General features: G+C 41.6%; 16 protein-coding genes, 1 tRNA gene and 4 pseudogenes. 10 read left to right on the top strand and 11 right to left on the bottom strand.

What is annotated here, in order from left to right; genetic code table 11:
* Window positions 1-154: 154 nt before the first annotated feature.
* From mnmG to ACRQ5D_RS08335, 3 genes and pseudogenes are all read left to right on the top strand, one after another.
* Window positions 155-2,017 carry a tRNA uridine-5-carboxymethylaminomethyl(34) synthesis enzyme MnmG gene (gene mnmG / locus ACRQ5D_RS08345; RefSeq protein WP_091174830.1) on the top strand — a complete coding sequence of 621 codons (1,863 nt, stop codon included), beginning with the start codon at window positions 155-157 and terminating at the stop codon, window positions 2,015-2,017.
* 115 nt (window positions 2,018-2,132) lie between these two features.
* Window positions 2,133-2,479, top strand: a pseudogene (locus ACRQ5D_RS08340) (Ig-like domain-containing protein); the annotation flags it as partial.
* Window positions 2,480-2,491: 12 nt separating this feature from the next.
* Window positions 2,492-3,772, top strand: coding sequence for an Ig-like domain-containing protein (locus ACRQ5D_RS08335; RefSeq protein WP_432329975.1), 1,281 nt, complete (start codon window positions 2,492-2,494; stop codon window positions 3,770-3,772).
* Here ACRQ5D_RS08335 and ACRQ5D_RS08330 read toward each other — a convergent pair.
* A pseudogene (locus ACRQ5D_RS08330) lies at window positions 3,762-4,273 on the bottom strand (gamma carbonic anhydrase family protein). The gene ACRQ5D_RS08335 and the pseudogene ACRQ5D_RS08330 sit on opposite strands and share 11 nt — an antisense overlap.
* Before the next feature lie 75 nt (window positions 4,274-4,348).
* Here ACRQ5D_RS08330 and ACRQ5D_RS08325 point away from each other — a divergent pair.
* A tRNA-Gly gene (locus ACRQ5D_RS08325) sits at window positions 4,349-4,421 on the top strand.
* A 125-nt stretch (window positions 4,422-4,546) separates the two neighbouring features.
* Here ACRQ5D_RS08325 and ACRQ5D_RS08320 read toward each other — a convergent pair.
* Together ACRQ5D_RS08320 and ACRQ5D_RS08315 are read right to left on the bottom strand one after the other, a co-directional pair.
* Window positions 4,547-4,804, bottom strand: coding sequence for a hypothetical protein (locus ACRQ5D_RS08320; protein ID WP_432329730.1), 258 nt, complete (start codon window positions 4,802-4,804; stop codon window positions 4,547-4,549).
* 222 nt (window positions 4,805-5,026) lie between these two features.
* Window positions 5,027-6,137 (bottom strand): annotated as a pseudogene (locus ACRQ5D_RS08315) (L-aspartate oxidase); the annotation flags it as partial.
* Between the two features lie 407 nt (window positions 6,138-6,544).
* Between ACRQ5D_RS08315 and nadA the strand changes: the two are divergent.
* A complete protein-coding gene (nadA, locus tag ACRQ5D_RS08310) occupies window positions 6,545-7,537 on the top strand; it encodes a quinolinate synthase NadA (RefSeq protein ID WP_090532733.1) in 993 nt (330 codons plus the stop codon).
* Between the two features lie 452 nt (window positions 7,538-7,989).
* Window positions 7,990-9,035, top strand: a pseudogene (gene thiL / locus ACRQ5D_RS08305) (thiamine-phosphate kinase).
* A gap of 80 nt (window positions 9,036-9,115) precedes the next feature.
* Here the strand turns inward: thiL and ACRQ5D_RS08300 are convergent.
* Complete coding sequence (locus tag ACRQ5D_RS08300; RefSeq protein ID WP_432328647.1) at window positions 9,116-9,304, bottom strand: hypothetical protein; 189 nt, start codon at window positions 9,302-9,304, stop codon at window positions 9,116-9,118.
* A 212-nt stretch (window positions 9,305-9,516) separates the two neighbouring features.
* Here ACRQ5D_RS08300 and ACRQ5D_RS08295 point away from each other — a divergent pair, with 212 nt between their 5' ends.
* Both ACRQ5D_RS08295 and ACRQ5D_RS08290 read left to right on the top strand, forming a co-directional pair.
* Complete coding sequence (locus tag ACRQ5D_RS08295; protein ID WP_432328646.1) at window positions 9,517-9,981, top strand: hypothetical protein; 465 nt, start codon at window positions 9,517-9,519, stop codon at window positions 9,979-9,981.
* Window positions 9,881-10,378 (top strand): DUF6263 family protein, encoded by a 498-nt coding sequence (locus ACRQ5D_RS08290; RefSeq protein ID WP_432328645.1) that lies wholly within the window; start codon window positions 9,881-9,883, stop codon window positions 10,376-10,378. Before ACRQ5D_RS08295 ends, ACRQ5D_RS08290 begins: the two co-directional genes overlap by 101 nt.
* Here ACRQ5D_RS08290 and rmuC read toward each other — a convergent pair whose 3' ends face one another.
* The 3 genes from rmuC to ACRQ5D_RS08275 form a co-directional block, all read right to left on the bottom strand.
* Window positions 10,379-11,749 carry a DNA recombination protein RmuC gene (gene rmuC, locus ACRQ5D_RS08285; RefSeq protein WP_091174816.1) on the bottom strand — a complete coding sequence of 457 codons (1,371 nt, stop codon included), beginning with the start codon at window positions 11,747-11,749 and terminating at the stop codon, window positions 10,379-10,381.
* Window positions 11,750-11,827: 78 nt separating this feature from the next.
* Window positions 11,828-13,255, bottom strand: coding sequence for a DUF4932 domain-containing protein (locus ACRQ5D_RS08280; protein ID WP_091174814.1), 1,428 nt, complete (start codon window positions 13,253-13,255; stop codon window positions 11,828-11,830).
* Window positions 13,256-13,359: 104 nt separating this feature from the next.
* Window positions 13,360-13,590 (bottom strand): hypothetical protein, encoded by a 231-nt coding sequence (locus ACRQ5D_RS08275; protein ID WP_091174812.1) that lies wholly within the window; start codon window positions 13,588-13,590, stop codon window positions 13,360-13,362.
* 99 nt (window positions 13,591-13,689) lie between these two features.
* Here ACRQ5D_RS08275 and ACRQ5D_RS08270 point away from each other — a divergent pair, with 99 nt between their 5' ends.
* Window positions 13,690-14,070 (top strand): hypothetical protein, encoded by a 381-nt coding sequence (locus ACRQ5D_RS08270; RefSeq protein ID WP_129571772.1) that lies wholly within the window; start codon window positions 13,690-13,692, stop codon window positions 14,068-14,070.
* Between the two features lie 6 nt (window positions 14,071-14,076).
* Here ACRQ5D_RS08270 and ACRQ5D_RS08265 read toward each other — a convergent pair whose 3' ends face one another.
* From ACRQ5D_RS08265 to ACRQ5D_RS08250, 4 genes are read right to left on the bottom strand one after another with little or no spacing between them, the layout of a single operon-like run.
* Window positions 14,077-14,559 carry a gliding motility lipoprotein GldH gene (locus ACRQ5D_RS08265; protein WP_091174808.1) on the bottom strand — a complete coding sequence of 161 codons (483 nt, stop codon included), beginning with the start codon at window positions 14,557-14,559 and terminating at the stop codon, window positions 14,077-14,079.
* The gene (locus ACRQ5D_RS08260) at window positions 14,556-15,158 is read right to left on the bottom strand and encodes a hypothetical protein (RefSeq protein ID WP_431199389.1); all 603 of its coding nucleotides are present in this window, start codon (window positions 15,156-15,158) and stop codon (window positions 14,556-14,558) included. The genes ACRQ5D_RS08265 and ACRQ5D_RS08260 overlap by 4 nt, the downstream gene beginning before the upstream one ends.
* Window positions 15,158-16,051, bottom strand: coding sequence for a PSP1 domain-containing protein (locus tag ACRQ5D_RS08255; protein WP_431199388.1), 894 nt, complete (start codon window positions 16,049-16,051; stop codon window positions 15,158-15,160). The genes ACRQ5D_RS08260 and ACRQ5D_RS08255 overlap by 1 nt, the downstream gene beginning before the upstream one ends.
* A gap of 2 nt (window positions 16,052-16,053) precedes the next feature.
* Window positions 16,054-17,199, bottom strand: a complete 1,146-nt coding sequence (locus ACRQ5D_RS08250) for an ATP-binding protein (protein ID WP_091174803.1) — start codon at window positions 17,197-17,199, stop codon at window positions 16,054-16,056.
* A 172-nt stretch (window positions 17,200-17,371) separates the two neighbouring features.
* On the opposite strand from ACRQ5D_RS08250, the gene ruvX reads away from it, so the two are divergent.
* Window positions 17,372-17,785, top strand: coding sequence for a Holliday junction resolvase RuvX (gene ruvX, locus ACRQ5D_RS08245; RefSeq protein ID WP_091174800.1), 414 nt, complete (start codon window positions 17,372-17,374; stop codon window positions 17,783-17,785).
* Window positions 17,786-17,809: the final 24 nt, after the last annotated feature.

The following is a 17,809-nucleotide window of genomic DNA, read 5'->3' as shown; positions in this document are numbered from 1 at the left end:
CTAAGCAGTAAGTTAAAAGCGCCAACGAGAAAATCGGCGAAAATAAAATTAAAGTTCCACGTGGAACAAATCTTGAATTGAAGAACCATTAAGTCAACATAATACTTAAAATCTGCGACTCAAGACTTACCAAAAGTGGAACAAGGAGGATAAAATGTTTAAGAAATATAATGTAATAGTAGTAGGTGCCGGGCACGCAGGCTGTGAAGCTGCCGCTGCCGCTGCTAATTTGGGTTCATCAGTTTTGCTGATAACCATGAATATGGGTACCATTGCACAGATGAGTTGTAACCCCGCCATGGGTGGTGTTGCTAAGGGACAAATAGTGCGGGAGATAGATGCTTTGGGTGGATATTCGGGCATTATAACTGATAAAACATCTATCCAGTTCAGGATGCTTAATCAATCAAAAGGCCCCGCAATGTGGAGCCCGCGTGCTCAAAGCGACCGTATGCGGTTTGCCGAAGAGTGGCGTTTATCATTAGAACGCACCCCTAATGTTGATTTTTGGCAGGACACCGTAACCTCTCTGCTTGTAAAAAACAATACCGTAGCAGGTGTTCGTACCTCTATCGGTATCGAAATTGAAGCGGATGCTGTTGTATTAACTAATGGAACCTTCCTGAATGGCGTGATCCATATAGGCGAAAAAAGATTTGGCGGAGGCCGTACAGGTGAAAAAGCTGCTACCGGTTTAACCGAGCAATTGGTTGAGTTGGGCTTTGAAGCAGGTAGAATGAAGACCGGTACCCCACCCCGCGTGGATGGCCGAAGCCTTAACTACAGCTTGATGGAAGAGCAGTGGGGCGACCCAGTAAGAGGCAAATTTTCCTTTACCGATGTACCTTGTATAGAAGAACAGCGCTGCTGCTGGATCACCTATACCAATACCGATGTACACGAAACGTTGAAAGAAGGCTTTGAAAGATCACCGATGTTTACCGGTCGGATCAAAGGTTTAGGTCCCCGTTATTGCCCTTCAATTGAAGATAAAATTAACAGGTTTGCCGAGCGAGATCGCCACCAGATTTTTGTTGAACCGGAAGGTTTAAATACTGTTGAGATCTACGTAAATGGTTTCTCCACCTCCTTGCCTGAGGATGTACAATACAAAGCACTCACCAAGATTCCGGGTTTTGAGAACGCTAAAATGTTCAGGCCGGGTTACGCCATTGAGTACGATTTCTTCCCTCCTACACAATTAGGTTTAACCTTAGAAACTAAACAGATCAGCAACCTTTACTTCGCCGGCCAGATCAACGGCACTACCGGTTACGAAGAAGCGGCGTCTCAAGGCTTCATTGCAGGCATCAACGCTCACCAAAAAATTAATGATAAACATGAATTGATCCTGAAAAGAGCAGAATCGTACATCGGTGTTTTAATAGATGACCTGGTAACTAAAGGTACCGAAGAACCTTACCGCATGTTTACATCAAGGGCAGAACATCGCCTGTTATTGCGCCAGGATAATGCAGATATCAGGCTCTCTCCTATGGGTCATGAATTAGGATTGATCAGCGACGAGCGTTTAGAAAAAGTAAATCAAAAGATAAAAAACTCTGATGATATTGTGGCTTATACCAAAAGCAAGTCCATCGATCCATCAACAGTTAATACCCTGATGGAAGAGTTGGGTACGAGTCCGCTTGCGCAAAGCACCAAACTATTCAATTTGCTGAGCCGCCCACAGGTAACCTTTAATGATCTTAAAAAAGCCGACGCCCCTTTAGCCGAGTTACTTTCGGCCTACGATAAAGAAACTATTGAGCAGGCTGAAATAAAAATCAAATATGAGAGTTATTTCATCAAGGAGATGGAGATAGTAGACCGGATGAAAAAAATGGAAGACCGCGAGATCAATCCAAATTTTGATTATCACACGTTGGTATCGCTCTCCAAAGAAGCACGCGAAAAATTGATGAGGATAAAACCACGCACTTTGGGCCAGGCTTCAAGAATTTCGGGCGTTTCACCCTCCGATATTTCAGTTTTGATGGTTCATGTATCGAGATAAAACGTAAATATCTGATAATTAATTAATTATAAAAAGTCCTTTAAAATCAATTATTTTTAATTTTTAATAGTACTTCTCATAAAAACATAAAAATCGCTTATATCGCCTAAAAACTATGTTAAACACAAAAACGGCTATTTTTTACAAAAATTCAATACTGATTTTTATTGTTTTATTCATTTTTGGATGCGCAGCCCAACAACCACCGCAAGGAGGGCCACGCGACCAAACCCCGCCAAAATTGGTGAAGGCAATTCCCGGAAATAAAACCCGGAATTTTGTCGCCAAACAAATCGACCTGGAATTTGACGAATTCATCAAACTTACTAACGCTTACCAGGAGATCAGCATGAGCCCGGCCATGGAGAAGCCCCCGAGTATTCATCAAACAAAAGAAAACTAAAAATTGAGTTTAAAGACAGCCTTCAAAAAAATACTACCTACGTTATCAACTTTGGAAAGTCAATACAAGATGTGAATGAAAGTAACATCCTGAAAAATTTCACTTATGTTTTTTCTACCGGCAGCCATATCGATTCATTAAGCATCAGCGGTACGGTAACCAATACGCTCACCCAGGAAAAAGAGAAAGATGTACTGGTATTTATTTTCCCGGTGAAGCAGGACACTCTCTTCGGAAAAAAGAAGCCGTCTATTTTTGCCCTCACCGATTCATCAGGAAATTTCGCTTTGAATAATTTAAGGGAAGATGACTATCGCATCTATGCCCTAAAAGAAGCAAGTCCGGATAAAATTTTTAACCGCGACGAAGAGTTGATCGCTTTCCTGAAAAAACCCATTCATCTTCGGGCGGATACTTCTAATGTCCAGTTAAACTTATTCAAACAGGATCCTGAAAAATTCAGGGTATCCGAAAAACGTTTTGATACTGATGGTAAGCTATTATTGGTATTTAACAAGGGGCTAACACAGCCGGCCATTAAAGTGATTTACCCTGCCAATGTGGATGATAGAAAACAGGTATCGTTTTCACGTACAAAAGATACAGCATCTGTTTATCTGCGTAATATGAACTTCGACTCCCTGCGTGTAGCCATATTTGACAAGGGCAAGCCTATAGATACCATCTATCAGCTTAAACGTAAAAATGAAAGCTTTACACGTGTTGTAACAACAAGCTATAACATGGGTAATGACAGTAAATTAAAACCCGGCGGCAATTTGATGATCACGGCAAGCATCCCTATCGAAAACTTCGACCAATCGCAAATTACCTTAAACGAAGATTCTGTAGCTACAAGCGATTACACCATCCAAAAAGATACGGGCAATTACAAATTGCTTAATTTAAAATACAGATGGCGGGAAAGCAGTAAATATGAGTTGGTATTGAATGAAGGCGCATTGACGGATATTTATGGCGATAAAAACAAACGCCTGTCCAAAAAATTCCAGATCAATAAACTGGATAATTACAGCCAGCTCACAGTAAAACTAACTGTACCCGACACGGCCAAAGCATATGTAGTTGAGTTGTTAAGCGAAGACAAAAAGTTAATTCAAAGCGACCCTATAACCAAAAACACTTCATTGGTATATAAAGGAATTCTGGCCGCTAAATACTATGTGAGGATTATTTACGACGAAAATAAAAACGGTAAATGGGATAGCGGGAACGTGAGGTTGAAGCGACAACCCGAAAATATCTGGCTAAATGAAAAGCTCATCACCCTGAGGCCAAACTGGGAAGCGGAGGAGCCGGTGACTATTCCAAAAGAAAGGGTTACTCCTTAAACCAGCCCGAATACATGATATAATTTTGAGGCAACTGCTTCAACATAGCCCTTTGCTCATCAGTAAGGGGCTTTATTTTTTTGCAGGGATGCCGGCATATAAATAGCCTGATTCGCATATCGTATTTTCCAATACAACAGCACCTGCAGCAATGATCACAAACTCATTTACAACCGCGTGATCCATCACAATTGCACCCATGCCAACCAATGTATGATCATGTAAAGTACAGCCGTGTACAAGCGCATTATGTCCTATAGAAACACTGCTACCAATGTTAGTTGGCGCTCTTAAATAGGTAGCGTGGATCACTGCACCATCCTGGATATTGGTGTTATTACCAATTTTTATATAATGTACATCCCCACGGATAACGGCATTAAACCACACCGAACAATTATCACCCATAACCACATCCCCTACTATAGTACAGTTTTCGGCAATAAAACAATCCTTACCCCAAACCGGGTTTTTATCTTTTACAGGCAGAATTACAGGCATATCTTTAATTAGTGAATTATTGATTTAGTGGATTATTGATTTGAATAATTTTATTTATGTTTGAATACAAAATAAGCGAAAATAGCTCAGTCGGTAGAGCGTCAGTTTCCCAAACTGAAGGCCGCGGGTTCGAATCCCGTTTTTCGCTCTTCAAAAATGCTTTCTTTTATGTCATTGCGAGAAGGAACGACAGAAGCAATCTCGTAGCTATGCTTGTTGAATATGCATTTACTACGAGATTGCCACGCTACGCTCGCAATGACATATTTTATACTAAAACACCGTATCTTGCACCTGCTCAGCATGCTCTGGATAATCAGTAGTATAATGTAATCCCCTGCTTTCCTTACGCAACATAGCCGATTTTACGACAATAAACGATACCTGGATCAGGTTACGCAGCTCGCAAAGTTTAACCGATAGCTTGGTTTTCTTATAGAAATCTTCAGTTTCCTCGTATAATAATTTCAACCTGCGTAAGGCCCTGTCCAGCCTGAAATCCGAACGAACGATACCTACGTAGTCATTCATCAGCTTCTGCATTTCGCGTACGTTGTGGGTAACCAGGATATCTTCGTTTGACAGCTGCACCCCCTTCTCATCCCAATCCGGGATATTATCGGGGATTACATTATTTTCGAAATTCTTAATTGCGTCTTCGTAGATCCTGTGTGCAAAAACCAACGCCTCCAATAAAGAATTTGAAGCCAAACGATTAGCGCCATGCAGGCCTGTTGACGAACATTCTCCGCAGGCATACAACCTTAATATAGACGATTGCCCAACATGATCAACCATTATACCGCCGCACATATAATGACAAGCCGGCGCAACGGGAATCATATCCTTGGTCATATCGATACCAATCTCCAGGCATTTTGCATAAATATTAGGAAAATGGTTCAGGATATCTTTTTTACTGCGGTGCCTTACATCTAAATAAACAAAGTCTTCGCCCGATTTTTTGATCTCGGCATCAATAGCCCTTGCCGTTATATCACGGGGTGCCAAAGATTTACGCTCGTCATACTCTTGCATAAACTCTTCACCGTTAGTGCGCTTTAACACGCCGCCAAAACCGCGTACAGCCTCAGATATCAGAAAAGAGGGATATTCGCCGGGATTATACAAAGCTGTTGGATGGAATTGCATGAACTCCATATTACGTACTTTACCTTTAGCACGATAAACCATAGCAATACCATCACCAGTAGCGATTGTTGGATTTGTGGTAACCGCGTAAATATGTCCGGCACCACCAGCAGCCATTACCGTAACTTTAGATAAGATCTTCTCTACAATCTTAGTTTCGGTATTAAACGCATAAATCCCGAAACAGGTGATATCAGTACTTGATTTACCTACCAACTCGCCCAAATGGTGCTGCGTTATTAAATCAACAGCAAAATAATGCGTAAGTATCTCAATATTAGGATTTTTATGAATTTCCTCTAAAAGCGAACGCTCTATCTCCCAGCCGGTTACATCTTTGTAATGTAACACACGAAACTCGGAGTGTCCCCCTCTTTAGCCAGGTCATAAACACCCTCATTGGTCTTGTCGAAATTGGTTCCGTAATCAATAATCTCATTGATCCGCTCGGGACCCTCCTTAACAACGGCTTCAACAACTTCGCGGTCGCAAAGCCCGTCGCCACTTATTAAGGTGTCCTGGATGTGTTTTTCAAAAGAATCTTCTTTTTTATCCACAACCACCGCAACGCCCCCTGGGCATATTTGGTGTTGGATTCGTCTTCGTTAGATTTTGTAACTATCAGTACCTTACCATGCTTCGCGGCTTTGAGCGCAAAACTTAATCCGGCTATCCCTGAACCCACTACAAGGAAATCAACATTTCGGGTCATATTTTAGATGAATGTGTGTAAAAGTAGTACTAATGTTAATAACAGCTGTATAACCTGTTAAGTTTATGTAAACAAAAAGTGAAAAATAGTTTACAGTGTGTATAACTCCCTTTCTCAGGTCGAATATCAATATTTTTTGAGCGACTTTTACGACACTTTAGTCATAAAGCTAACATTTTGTCAACCCTGAAAATATTAACATAAAACTTTTTCAAATAAAAATTGATTGTCATACCTATCTAAAAATCAGCATGCTTTTTGGTGGATAAATGTTTATAAGTGTTAATAAATTGTGAAAACTAACTTTTAAAACAAAAATTACTCCGACTTTTGCACATTACCAACACCCTAATAAACAATAGTTCTTTTTAATTTAAAAATTAGTTGTTATTAATTGAATTGTGGAAATGAATACCTTCGAAGAAATAAATCTGAAAGGATACGTGGATGAAGAAATTGATCCGACGCTTGATCTTTTCGCGGAAATTGAAAAATTAAAAAAGCAAAAAAATGCGGTGATCCTGGCGCACTATTACCAGGATGGCGATATCCAGGATATTGCCGATTACATTGGCGATAGTTTGGGATTATCTCAACAAGCCGCCAAAACGGATGCCGATATCATTGTTTTTGCAGGCGTACATTTCATGGCCGAAACTGCCAAGATACTGTCGCCAACCAAGAAGGTTTTACTGCCGGATATGAAGGCAGGTTGTTCATTAGCAGATAGTTGTCCGCCACACTTGTTTAAAAAGTTTAAGGAAAACTATCCCGATCACCTGGTGATCACTTATGTAAACTGTACGGCCGAATTGAAAGCTTTAACTGACATTGTTTGTACATCAAGCAACGCTGTGCAGATTGTAGAGAGCTTACCGAAGGATCAGAAGATCATTTTCGGACCTGATAAAAACCTTGGCGCGTATGTAGCCAAAAAAACCGGTCGAGACCTGGTATTGTGGAATGGGGCCTGTATGGTTCATGAGATATTTTCGAGAGAAAAGATCACCAAACTGAAAGAACGCCATCCGGGTGCAAAGTTGTTAGCACATCCTGAATGTGAGGATGTTATATTGGAAATGGCCGATTATGTTGGTTCAACAACCGGAATTTTAAAATATGCCGGTAGCCACCAGGACAAGGAATTTATAGTAGCAACAGAATCGGGCATTTTACACCAGATGCAAAAGGAAAACCCGGATAAAATATTTATTCCGGCACCGCCAAATAACAACTGCGCATGCAACGATTGCCCGCACATGAAGCGTAACACACTGGAAAAGTTATACCTGTGTTTGAAAAATGAAACACCTGAGGTAACTGTACCACAGCATATAATTGAAAAAGCAGTAAAACCGATTGAGCGCATGCTTGAGATTTCGGCGCAGCTGGGATTATAGTTCTTTGAGACTACACCGATTACGGGTTGATTTCACCGATTTTTTGATCGGTTGGATGGCCTTGATCAGGAAGTTATAAACTGGGGAATTGTGGAAAACCGGGAGGAATTAAATTGAAGGTATTTTTGGTGTAAAAGTGCCTTCTTGCTTGTAAAAAGGCTGAAAATCGTAAAAAAATTTTCCGCCAAAGGCGGATATAAGGTATAAAGGTAGCGGCCCGAAAACTTGGGTTATCCACATTGTTGTTAAAAAGTATAAAAGCCGAAGGGAGGCTGGAGTCAATATATTTGTCGTCCGTTTTTCGATGGTCAACTGATTTGGTTGGTATGTGAGAAAAAAGTGTAAAAAAATTTCCCGCCTTCGGCGGAAGGTGTAAAGCGGGTTGCGGCCTAAGATGTATAAAAATGTAAATTTAAAAGTCTCCCTTTTAGGGAAGATTTAGAGGGGCTAATATGTTTGAAAATCAGGATAGAACCAATTTAGAGGAGCTTGGCGAATTTGGCCTTATCGGTCACCTTACAAAAAATATTAAGCTTACTAACGAAAGCTCAAAAAAGGAGTCGGCGACGATGCAGCTGTACTTGATTTCGCTGGTAAAAAAGTGCTGGTGAGTACGGATATGCTGTTGGAAGGGATCCATTTTGATTTGGCGTACACGCCGCTTAAGCATTTGGGTTACAAAGCGATACAGGTAAACCTGAGTGACATTTATGCGATGAATGGAATAGCGTCGCAGGTTACTGTGTCTATCGGCATGTCGAGCAAATTTCCGCTCGAAGCCATTGAGGAGCTTTACCAGGGGATTTATATCGCCTGTGAAAAATATAATGTGGATTTGATCGGCGGAGATACAACATCGTCAAAGCAGGGACTGGTGATCAGCGTAACCTCTATCGGATATGCTGATGAAGCTGACATTGTGTACCGTAACGGTGCCGAAGAAGGCGACCTAATTTGTGTATCCGGAGATTTGGGAGGTGCTTATACCGGCCTGCAACTGCTGGAGCGGGAAAAGCTGATCTACCTGGAAAATCCTAATATTCAGCCGGATCTGGAAGGAAAAGATTACATCGTGGAACGTCAGTTAAAACCCGAAGCCCGCCGGGATGTGGTGGAATTGCTGAAAAGCATCGAAGTAAAACCAACCGCGATGATCGACGTATCTGATGGTTTGGCTTCAGAGTTATTACATATCTGTAAGCAAAGCAACAAGGGGTGTAACCTGTACGAAGAGAAGATCCCGCTCGACCCGATGACGTTTGAAACAGCCCGTGAGTTCAACCTCGATCCTACTATTTGCGCGCTCAGCGGTGGGGAAGATTATGAATTATTGTTTACCGTGAAGCAGGCCGATTATGATAAGATCAAATTTAAAATGGATATCAGCATCATCGGCTACATCACCGAACCATCGGCCGGCTGTAACCTGATCACTAAAAGCGGTACCGTACATGAATTGAAGGCCCAGGGCTGGAACGCGTTTAAAAAATCCGAATAATGCTGCAGGATATTTTCGATAAATTTTACCTCAACAATCATCCCGATGGGAGACCGCCCGGGGCTTTTGTGAAGGGAATTTTATTGCTTTACCTGGGCTTGCTGATCCAAACGTTGAATAATTACCTGGACGGTTTCAATTTTTCGGCCATCCTGTTTGTATTCGTCGCTGTCGGCTTTTTGATCTTTGTTACCGGCGAAGGAAAGAAATGGGCCCGGATCATCCTTTCGGTTTTGATATTGCTGAATGTTTTTTCCTGGGATCGTCATTGCTGTATAGTTTCGGAATTTTACATGATAGTTCGGCTTCCAAAAAAGCTATAGAAATGCCGGTTTATCTCATCATTTTAACCCTCGCCGAGATCATTGTTGAACTATGGGGTTGGGCGCTGATGTTTACCAAACAGGCAGATTGGTGGTTTAACAGGAAAAACACTAATAGATAAAAACTTTATTTTTAAATCAAACCTAAATCTTTTAAAATGAAAAAATACATAATCTCATGTGTTTTATTATTCACTATAGCTAAAAGCTTTGCTCAAAACTCAGCCATTTTTAAGATAAAATATAAGTCGCTTCATAAATATCATGTGAAAATGGTAACTGATCTTAAAATGGAGATGGACGCCGTAGGTGATGAAGCAAGTATAGCCGAAATAAAGAAAAATACGAAATTGCCAGCGACCATAACCGGGCATAATGGTCATGATTTAGATTTAGTTACAGGAAAACTAAATAGCGATAATTCTTTTCCTTTTACGATGACATTTTGGGGAATGCCGTCGGTAATGAATTTTAATGGGAAGCAGATTGAAACCCCGGATCCTTTGAAAGACCGAATTTTTTATGGAACGGGGTCGCCGGAGGGCAAAATACATATCGATTCGGTATCCGGAAAAAATACAGACAGAAAAGATAAAATCAGCTGTTACTGCTATTATCAATAACATCAGTAACAAACTACAATTTCCGGATAAGCCAATGAAAATTGGCGAGACTTTTACGCAGGAAATACCCATGGCAATGCCCGTACCCGGCTTTACCAATATGCAAATGAATATAAAGCTTGTTTATAAACTCATATCTGTTAATAATGATATAGCAAATTTCGATATAGATCAATCGATGGCTATGGATTTGAAGACTACTACAAACGGAGCAGAGGTAACTATTAGTGGTAACGGTAAAGGAAGCGGCAAACTTGTTTATAGTATCAAACAAAATTACATGAGTAGCATGGTTAGCAATATAAATTTTAATCTGTCCATGATAATGGAGGGGATAACTTTTAAAGCAAATGCATCCGCCAACGCATCATATCTGGCAGTTGTTAACGAGCTTTAATTACTCATCCCCAATATATTTCTGATCTATCTGCTTATCTGCTTTTGCTCCCAACTTTTTGATCTTTTCGGCGGTAGTAGTCAGGTTGCCCCTACCCTCCGATAATTTACTGATGGCGTTATTATAAGCCGATTGTGTTTGGTTAATGTTTTTGCCAATGCTGTCCATATCACTTAAAAAACCAACAAACTTATCATACATATCGCCGCTTAAACGGGCTATTTCCAATACATTGCGGTTTTGGCGTTCCTGTTTCCACATACTGGCAATGGTACGCAGGGTAGCTAGCAATGTCGACGGACTAACAATTACCACTTTCCTGTCCCAGGCATAATTAAAGAGCTCGCCATCCAGTTGCACCGCTATACTGAAGGAGGATTCTATCGGCACAAAAAGCAGCACAAAATCGGGCGAATTGATCTTATATAAATCGTGATACTTTTTGGCTGAGAGTCCGGCAACATGCCCGCGGATAGATTCCACATGGGCTTTGGCAAATAGTTTTCGATCTTCCTCGGTATCGGCGTTAACCAACTTTTCGTACGCAATTAGAGATACTTTGGAGTCGATAATCAGGTGCTTTTCATCGGGTAGGTCGATGATCACATCTGGTTGATATCTTGTGCCGTCGGTGGACTGGATGGCGGCTTGGATGCGGTATTCCTGGTCTCTGACGAGGCCTGAGCGTTCCAGTACCCGCTCCAAAATTACCTCGCCCCAGTTACCTTGTTTTTTGTTATCGCCTTTAAGTGCTTTGGTAAGATTTTGGGCCTCATCGCTAATCTGTTTGTTGAGGTCCATCAGCTGCGTGATCACCCCTTTCAGGGTGTTCCGTTCAGCGGCTTCCATGTTGTAAACTTTCTCAACTTTATCCTCAAATGCTTTCAGGTTTTCCTTTAACGGGTTAAGGATGACATCCAAATTACTCCGGTTGATATCAGTAAATTCCTTCGATTTTTCTTTAAGCAGTTTTTCGGCCACATTTTCAAATTCGCGCTGAAATTGGGTGCGGATCTGCTCTATTTCGGCCTTTTGCTCCTGCAGTTTCTCCTGCTGCGATTTATAGTAGGCCCGGGCACTTTCTAAGGATTGATTGGCCTGTGCCAACTGGGTGCGCTCGTATAAAAGCTCGTCAATAAGACGATTCTTTTCCTCCTTTAAAAAGTTGGTAATGCTTTCTTTTTCAGCAACTAAACCGTTTGATTTTTCCTCGGCTTTGGCTAATAAAATTTTAAGCTGATCATGCTCATATCGGAGTTTGCTCAACTCTTCGGCCGAGATCAGCTCAACTGCTTTTGGTTTTTTCAGGAATAGAAAAACTGCAATCAGCAGGATGATCAGGGATACAAATACTAATATAATACCAGTCATTTATTGATAAAAATATTAGTAAAGTAAAACATAAAATTTTATAAATACTAATAAAGTTAATCAAGAAAGGCAAGTGAATTAAGGAATGGGATTATTTTCTGTTTTAAAATTCAGGATATAGTTTTGTACAGCATAGCCATCGCTTGCCCGCATCATACCGCCGGTAATATTTATCTGGTATTCGGTATTAGGCTTCAGACTCACTTTCATAATAATGCTTTTGTTATCATTAGCAAAGGTAAATTTTGCCGACTTAGGATAATGATCTATACCCCTGGCTCCCGGGCCAAAAAAGTACTTTATGCCATCCAATTTTTTATCAAAATCAAATATAATTTCAGTTGTGTTGGCCCTTATCGTAGTATCGCCGTTTTTGAAAGGCCTTACTGCTATTACCCGGGCACAATGTTGCTGATAGTCGTCATCGTAAAAACTGATATTTGGCGCCAATTTATTGTAAAAGACGACAATAGCAGGCATAAAGCTTTCAAGTGTAGGATAAGTTTTTCTGTTTGATTGATATTTACCAAGTAAATTAACCAATGGCCGCATCCAAACAAAACCTCTGGCCAACTGCTGCTTAAGCTCTTGTTCGGCCACCAATGTATCGGTATTATGGGTTTTCAGGTAACTGATTACTGATGCCCTTACTAAAGCTTCGTTCATCATTGTTTTCCACTCGCCATAAGCTTGTTTTCGCATTTTTGTGCGCTCCTTTTCGTAAATAAGCGCACCCGCATCTCTCAATTGGCTTTCATAATTATCGGTAAGATAATTGATAAAAGAGTGGTTAAACTCGTGGATCAATGTAGGCAGATAAGATGCCGCGTCATAAGTAGGTAAGCCTTGCTCATCAAAAGTACCAGAACCAATAATTGCATATACTTTTTTGGTATGATCGTTTAAATAAACATGTGGCCCGTAGTTTCCTCCGCCATTTCCAAATCCTATGATGATATTGAAATTTTCGGCCGGCGCTTTACCATAAAATTTATAATACCAGGATACATCCAGCTTTTTAAACAGGGCATTAAAGCGACTTTCGGCTATAGCATAATCAGCTAAATGGGCATGGAAAAACCCATCGAAGTCGGCGTCTTTATAAAATTGCTTTAATAGGGCAGTGAATTTTACAGCGCTTTCCAGGGTCCACCTTTTGTCTGGTAAAGAGACTGAAAAAGGTACTAATGGTTCTAATGCCGGTGGTTCATTCAAATGAACGGCCATTGACATAACAGCATCGTAGCTAACGCCGCTGCTGTCCCTCAGTTCCCGGGCGTATTTAATGAGCGGATGGTCAATAAATTTATCAAGATGCTTATGAATATCCGCAACGTATTTAACATTGTCAGGTGTATTGTATTCTTCGTTACCCGCTAAACGGAAAACAATGCTCAGCAATTCTACACGTTTATCAATTCGGGGCGTTGCTATAGTATTATTAGTTTGGGCTGATAACACTAAGGGAAAAAAGATGATAAGAAAAGATAGGTTTAGGTATTTCATTTAATAAAAAAGTTAAAGGCAACAAAAAAGCAAACTCCTGAAGGTAGACTGATCAGCTAATTCTTAGTTTAATCATGAACAAAAGAAATAGTGATCAGCCGGTATTAATGCACCGGATGCACAGCCGAATCGGTATCAGCACCAAGCGTAGTGGTGTCTGCTGAATTAGTTGTAGTGTCGGTGTTTCGGGCTGTTGAAGTTTTTGTTGAATCGGCAGGGCCGCCGCTACTTTGGGTCACGCTGGTATCGTTTTGGCGGTTATTTTTATCGGCGCTATGACAGGATGCAAAAGCTATTGAAGCAGCTAAAAATGTAAGGATGGTTAATTTTTTCATGGGTGATGTTTAAGGCTTAACGGGTAGTTATACGTTTCTGTTTTATTATTAAGATTTTGTTCGCTGGTATAAATTAAGGATATTCACAAATAAAAAACAATGATGAAGCAATTGATTTATGGGATATTAATAAGCTTGTTGTTTGTGTCCTGCTCAAAAAAGAGCACAGATCAACCACCGCAGCCCCACACTATAAAAGTTACGGTAAGCGCTGCAGATGCCTTTAATGTTTCATTATCTGAATATAAAACAACGGATAGCAGCCCTAAAATAGTTGATGCGAAAGCTGTTGCAAAAGGATCATCATACAACTATACTGCTACATTGAATCAAAACGACCAGGTAACCCTGGTTGTTGCATCAGACGTTAGCAATACCGTAACTTACAGAATTTACGACAATGATAAAATAGTTGTACAGGATACCGACAGAGAAGTGTTGACGCATGGCTCGGTTACCGTTACCTATAATATCCCTTAGTATAAATTATTGGGCTTTCTCTATCCTTAACCCTACATCGCTGATTTCATGAAGGGGGTTATCACGCATGTTTTGTTCTATCTGAAAACGGTAAATGCCTTTTGTGGGGAAATGATAATCTTTGCGCAAAAGCACCTGGTAGCTGTAAAGGTTACCTGACCCCTTGCCCAGCCATTCGCCATCGGGATTGGCCAGCTTTACTTCAAAACGCGTAGTATGCGTTTTTTTATCGGGCGAGATTTGATTAACCAATACAAAAATGTTGGAGTACTTATAGTTGCCCGTAACCCGTAAATTAAGGTATTGGTTATAGGCAACTTTTTCATCATCAATTTTAACATCAAAGTTTACGCGGTTAACGTACGACCAGTTATGATCGGCAATCTCGGTGTTGGTATCAATGATCCTGTTCGGATCCGTACAGGAACCGGCAAACATGGTTACTAATAATAATGCTGCCGGGTAAATGATATTTAAAGCCCGTTTCATTCAGGTTTTGCCTGTTGATTATTGTCGTTATTATTATTACGGTTTGGGCGGTTTGGCCTGCGGCGCCTGTTGTTATTCCCGCTCCCTTCACCCTGTGGTTTTCCTTCGCCTTGTGGCCTCGGTTCCCCCTGTGGTCTCGGTTCTCTCAGAGGTTTGGCTTCGCCTTGAGGCCGGCCCTCTCCCTGGGGTCTGTTTTGCTGCGGAGGCCTGTTACCCTGGGGTCTGTTATTGTTTTGCGGCTGGCGGTTTCCTTCAGGACGCGGCTGCTGTGCCGGTTTTTCCTGCGGATTACCCGATCCCTGCTGAGGCTGCTGCTGGGCCGGTTTGCCCTCGGCTTGCGCCTGGCCTCCGGGTTTCTGGTTTTTATTGCGGTTTTTGTTCTTCTTTTTATTGTTGTTGCGCCGTTCGTCGAGGCGGGTAAGACTATCCTGGCCAACCACGTTTTCGTAATCGAGCGCTTTTGCCGCTGGTGTTTCAACTTCAACAATTTCACCAAGGTCTTCGGGGATCACACCATCTTTATTCTGCTGCTGAATCTCTTTAACCTTTTTTATGGGTAGTGGCACCCATGATTCTTCTCCCGGGTAGCTAAACCACATTATTTTTTTAAAGATGTCGGTTTTTTGCAGGCGGGCATCCCCTTTTGGGTTTTAAGGGTGTTTACATTATCAGGGATGTATTTTAAGGCATCCATGTAAGTATCCAGCTCGTAGTTAAGGCAGCATTTCAGCTTGCCGCACTGGCCGGCCAGTTTCAGCGTATTTAATGAAAGGTTTTGATAGCGGGCTGCCGAAGTAGATACGGTTTTAAAATCGGTAAGCCATGTTGAGCAGCAAAGCTCGCGGCCGCATGAACCTATGCCGCCTAAACGGCTTGCTTCCTGCCTCATGCCAATCTGCCTCATCTCGATACGGATGCGGAAAGTTTCGGCCATTTTCTTGATCAGTTCCCTGAAATCAACGCGGCCTTCGGCCGTATAATAAAATGTAGCCTTGGTTTTATCGCCCTGGTAATCCACATCGCTCAGCTTCATGCTCAGGTTAAGGTCAAGCGCCAGCTTGCGCGATTTGTGCATGGTTTCCCATTCCATATCCTTGGCAGCTTTCCATTTGTCAACATCGGCAACGGTAGCTTTACGGTAGATCTTTTTTACAACATCGGCTTCCTTTACATGGCGTTTTACCATTTGCATGCGCACCAGTTCGCCGGTAAGCGAAACATGGCCAATATCATAGCCACCAGTGGTTGCTTCAACAGCCACCAGTTCGCCGGCTTCGAGGTAAATATTATCGTTGTTTAAATAAAACTCCTTGCGCGAGCCTTTAAACTTAACTTCAATAACCTGAAAAGGCTTATAGTTAGTCGGCATGTCCATATGCGACAGCCAATCGTAAACATCTAATTTGCTGCAACCATTAGTAAGGCAACTGCCGTTACTTTTGCAGCCCGCAGGCGAACATCCGCCACCTGTTGAGCAACTTCCACATCCCATAATTAACTTGGCATATATTGATTCCCCGCAGGGACATTTTTATTTATTAGTATTTTAATAATTTGTAAAGATACATCTAAAAATAAGATTTTGGGATTAGCGTTGCGCTCCACATGATAATGTGCTTTTTCCAGCTCATCAATAATCATTTGCGATTTGCCTATACTCAATACACCGCTCATTTTTTGAGCCGTATCCAGTTCCTTTGCCGGTAAATGTACCAGGCTACCCGCCCCGGCAATGAGTAAACAGCACTCGCGGATAAAGCTGGTACCGTAACGCAAAAAGTTTTTTTGGTTTTCGCGCCCCATTTTGGCAAACTGCTCCACAAAAGCCATCACCTCAATACCTTTATTGCCAAAGCAATAGCGTAGCCATTGCACAAACAGCTCGTGGTAGCTTTTGTTGTCCTGCTGCAGCATGGCCAAAGCTTCGGTCATGTTGCCATTGCTCAAATAAGCTATTTCGGCAGCGGCTTCTTCGGTTTGGTGATGCGCACTTATTAAATGTTCTTTAATTTCATCGTACTCCAAAGCGGGTATTTTAACCAGCTGCGTACGGGATAATATGGTGTTCAGGATTTGATCCTGGTTTTGGGCTACTAATAAAAACAGTGTATTAGGCTGCGGTTCTTCAATAATTTTAAGCAAAGCATTCCCCTCTTTATCGAGGTATTCGGGCAACCAGAGGATCAGGATCTTATATTCCGATTCAAAAGGCTTAAAGCTTAGTTTTTTAATGATCTGGTGACATTCGGCAATATTGATATTGGCCTGTTTATTTTCGGCATCCAGGTATCCGCGCCATATGTCCAGGCTTAAATATGGGTTAGCCGTTAAAGCGCCGCGCCATTGCTCAATAAAAGTAAGCGCTGTATCATCTTTATGTTTTGCAAAGAAAGGGTAAGAAAAATGCAGGTCTGGATGCATCAGTTTCTGGTATTTCCGGCAGGAAGAGCATGCCCCGCATGAGTCGCCGGGCTGCTTGTCTTCGCAGGATAGGTACTGGGCATAGGCAACAGCAAGCGCCAGGCTGCCCGATCCTTCGGGGCCTAAAAATAATTGCGCATGGCTTACCCGGTTCTCGCTCACCGTGTTAAGCAATCGTTGCTTTGTTGCTTCCTGTCCTACTATTTCTTTAAACTGCATTTGGTGCAAAATAGTAATTTGATTTTGGATTTCGGAATTGGGATTTCGGATTTACACAGGAAACGAGGTTGCTTTATTTATGAAAGGATCTTTTGTAGGCTTGGTTTCATCTTAGTTGCGTTATCTTTACCGAATGGAATCTCAGGTCTCACATCTAATATCTCACATCTAAATGAGAATAATGGCTTTTGATTATGGAACCAAGCGCATCGGCATTGCGGTTACTGATCCTCTGCAGATCATCGCTACCGGGCTTGATAATATCCACCCCAATAATATCATCGAGTTTTTAAAAAAATACCTGCAAACAGAACAAGTGGAGCGCTTTATCGTAGGCGAACCAAAGCAGATGGATAATACCCCTTCGCAATCGGCCATTCATGTAAAAGGCTTTGTGAACCTGTTAAAGAAAACATTCCCCGAAACCCCGATTGAAATGGTTGACGAGCGTTTTACCTCAAAAATGGCATCAGCAACTATCGCTCAGAGTGGGATGAATAAAAAGAACCGGCAGAATAAGGAGTTGGTGGATACGATATCGGCGGTGATATTGTTGCAGAGTTGGATGGACCGTAGATTATTTTGATGGCGTTGATTTCGCTGATTTGTC

This window comes from Mucilaginibacter sp. P25 (assembly GCF_050859465.1).
GTDB lineage: Bacteria > Bacteroidota > Bacteroidia > Sphingobacteriales > Sphingobacteriaceae > Mucilaginibacter > Mucilaginibacter gossypii.
Note: the sequence above shows the minus strand (reverse complement) of the source record. Positions and strands in the feature narration are given on the sequence as shown.

What these genes read in the sequence shown, in the direction of transcription:
- mnmG (WP_091174830.1), top strand. Translation starts at nt 155, where the DNA reads ATGTTTAAGAAATATAATGTAATAGTAGTAGGTGCCGGGCACGCAGGC.
- ACRQ5D_RS08320 (WP_432329730.1), bottom strand. Translation starts at nt 4,804, where the DNA reads ATGAATGACTACGTAGGTATCGTTCGTTCGGATTTCAGGCTGGACAGG.
- nadA (WP_090532733.1), top strand. Translation starts at nt 6,545, where the DNA reads ATGAATACCTTCGAAGAAATAAATCTGAAAGGATACGTGGATGAAGAA.
- ACRQ5D_RS08300 (WP_432328647.1), bottom strand. Translation starts at nt 9,304, where the DNA reads ATGACGATCCCAGGAAAAAACATTCAGCAATATCAAAACCGAAAGGAT.
- ACRQ5D_RS08295 (WP_432328646.1), top strand. Translation starts at nt 9,517, where the DNA reads ATGAAAAAATACATAATCTCATGTGTTTTATTATTCACTATAGCTAAA.
- ACRQ5D_RS08290 (WP_432328645.1), top strand. Translation starts at nt 9,881, where the DNA reads ATGGAACGGGGTCGCCGGAGGGCAAAATACATATCGATTCGGTATCCG.
- rmuC (WP_091174816.1), bottom strand. Translation starts at nt 11,749, where the DNA reads ATGACTGGTATTATATTAGTATTTGTATCCCTGATCATCCTGCTGATT.
- ACRQ5D_RS08280 (WP_091174814.1), bottom strand. Translation starts at nt 13,255, where the DNA reads ATGAAATACCTAAACCTATCTTTTCTTATCATCTTTTTTCCCTTAGTG.
- ACRQ5D_RS08275 (WP_091174812.1), bottom strand. Translation starts at nt 13,590, where the DNA reads ATGAAAAAATTAACCATCCTTACATTTTTAGCTGCTTCAATAGCTTTT.
- ACRQ5D_RS08270 (WP_129571772.1), top strand. Translation starts at nt 13,690, where the DNA reads ATGATGAAGCAATTGATTTATGGGATATTAATAAGCTTGTTGTTTGTG.
- ACRQ5D_RS08265 (WP_091174808.1), bottom strand. Translation starts at nt 14,559, where the DNA reads ATGAAACGGGCTTTAAATATCATTTACCCGGCAGCATTATTATTAGTA.
- ACRQ5D_RS08260 (WP_431199389.1), bottom strand. Translation starts at nt 15,158, where the DNA reads ATGTGGTTTAGCTACCCGGGAGAAGAATCATGGGTGCCACTACCCATA.
- ACRQ5D_RS08255 (WP_431199388.1), bottom strand. Translation starts at nt 16,051, where the DNA reads ATGGGATGTGGAAGTTGCTCAACAGGTGGCGGATGTTCGCCTGCGGGC.
- ACRQ5D_RS08250 (WP_091174803.1), bottom strand. Translation starts at nt 17,199, where the DNA reads ATGCAGTTTAAAGAAATAGTAGGACAGGAAGCAACAAAGCAACGATTG.
- ruvX (WP_091174800.1), top strand. Translation starts at nt 17,372, where the DNA reads ATGAGAATAATGGCTTTTGATTATGGAACCAAGCGCATCGGCATTGCG.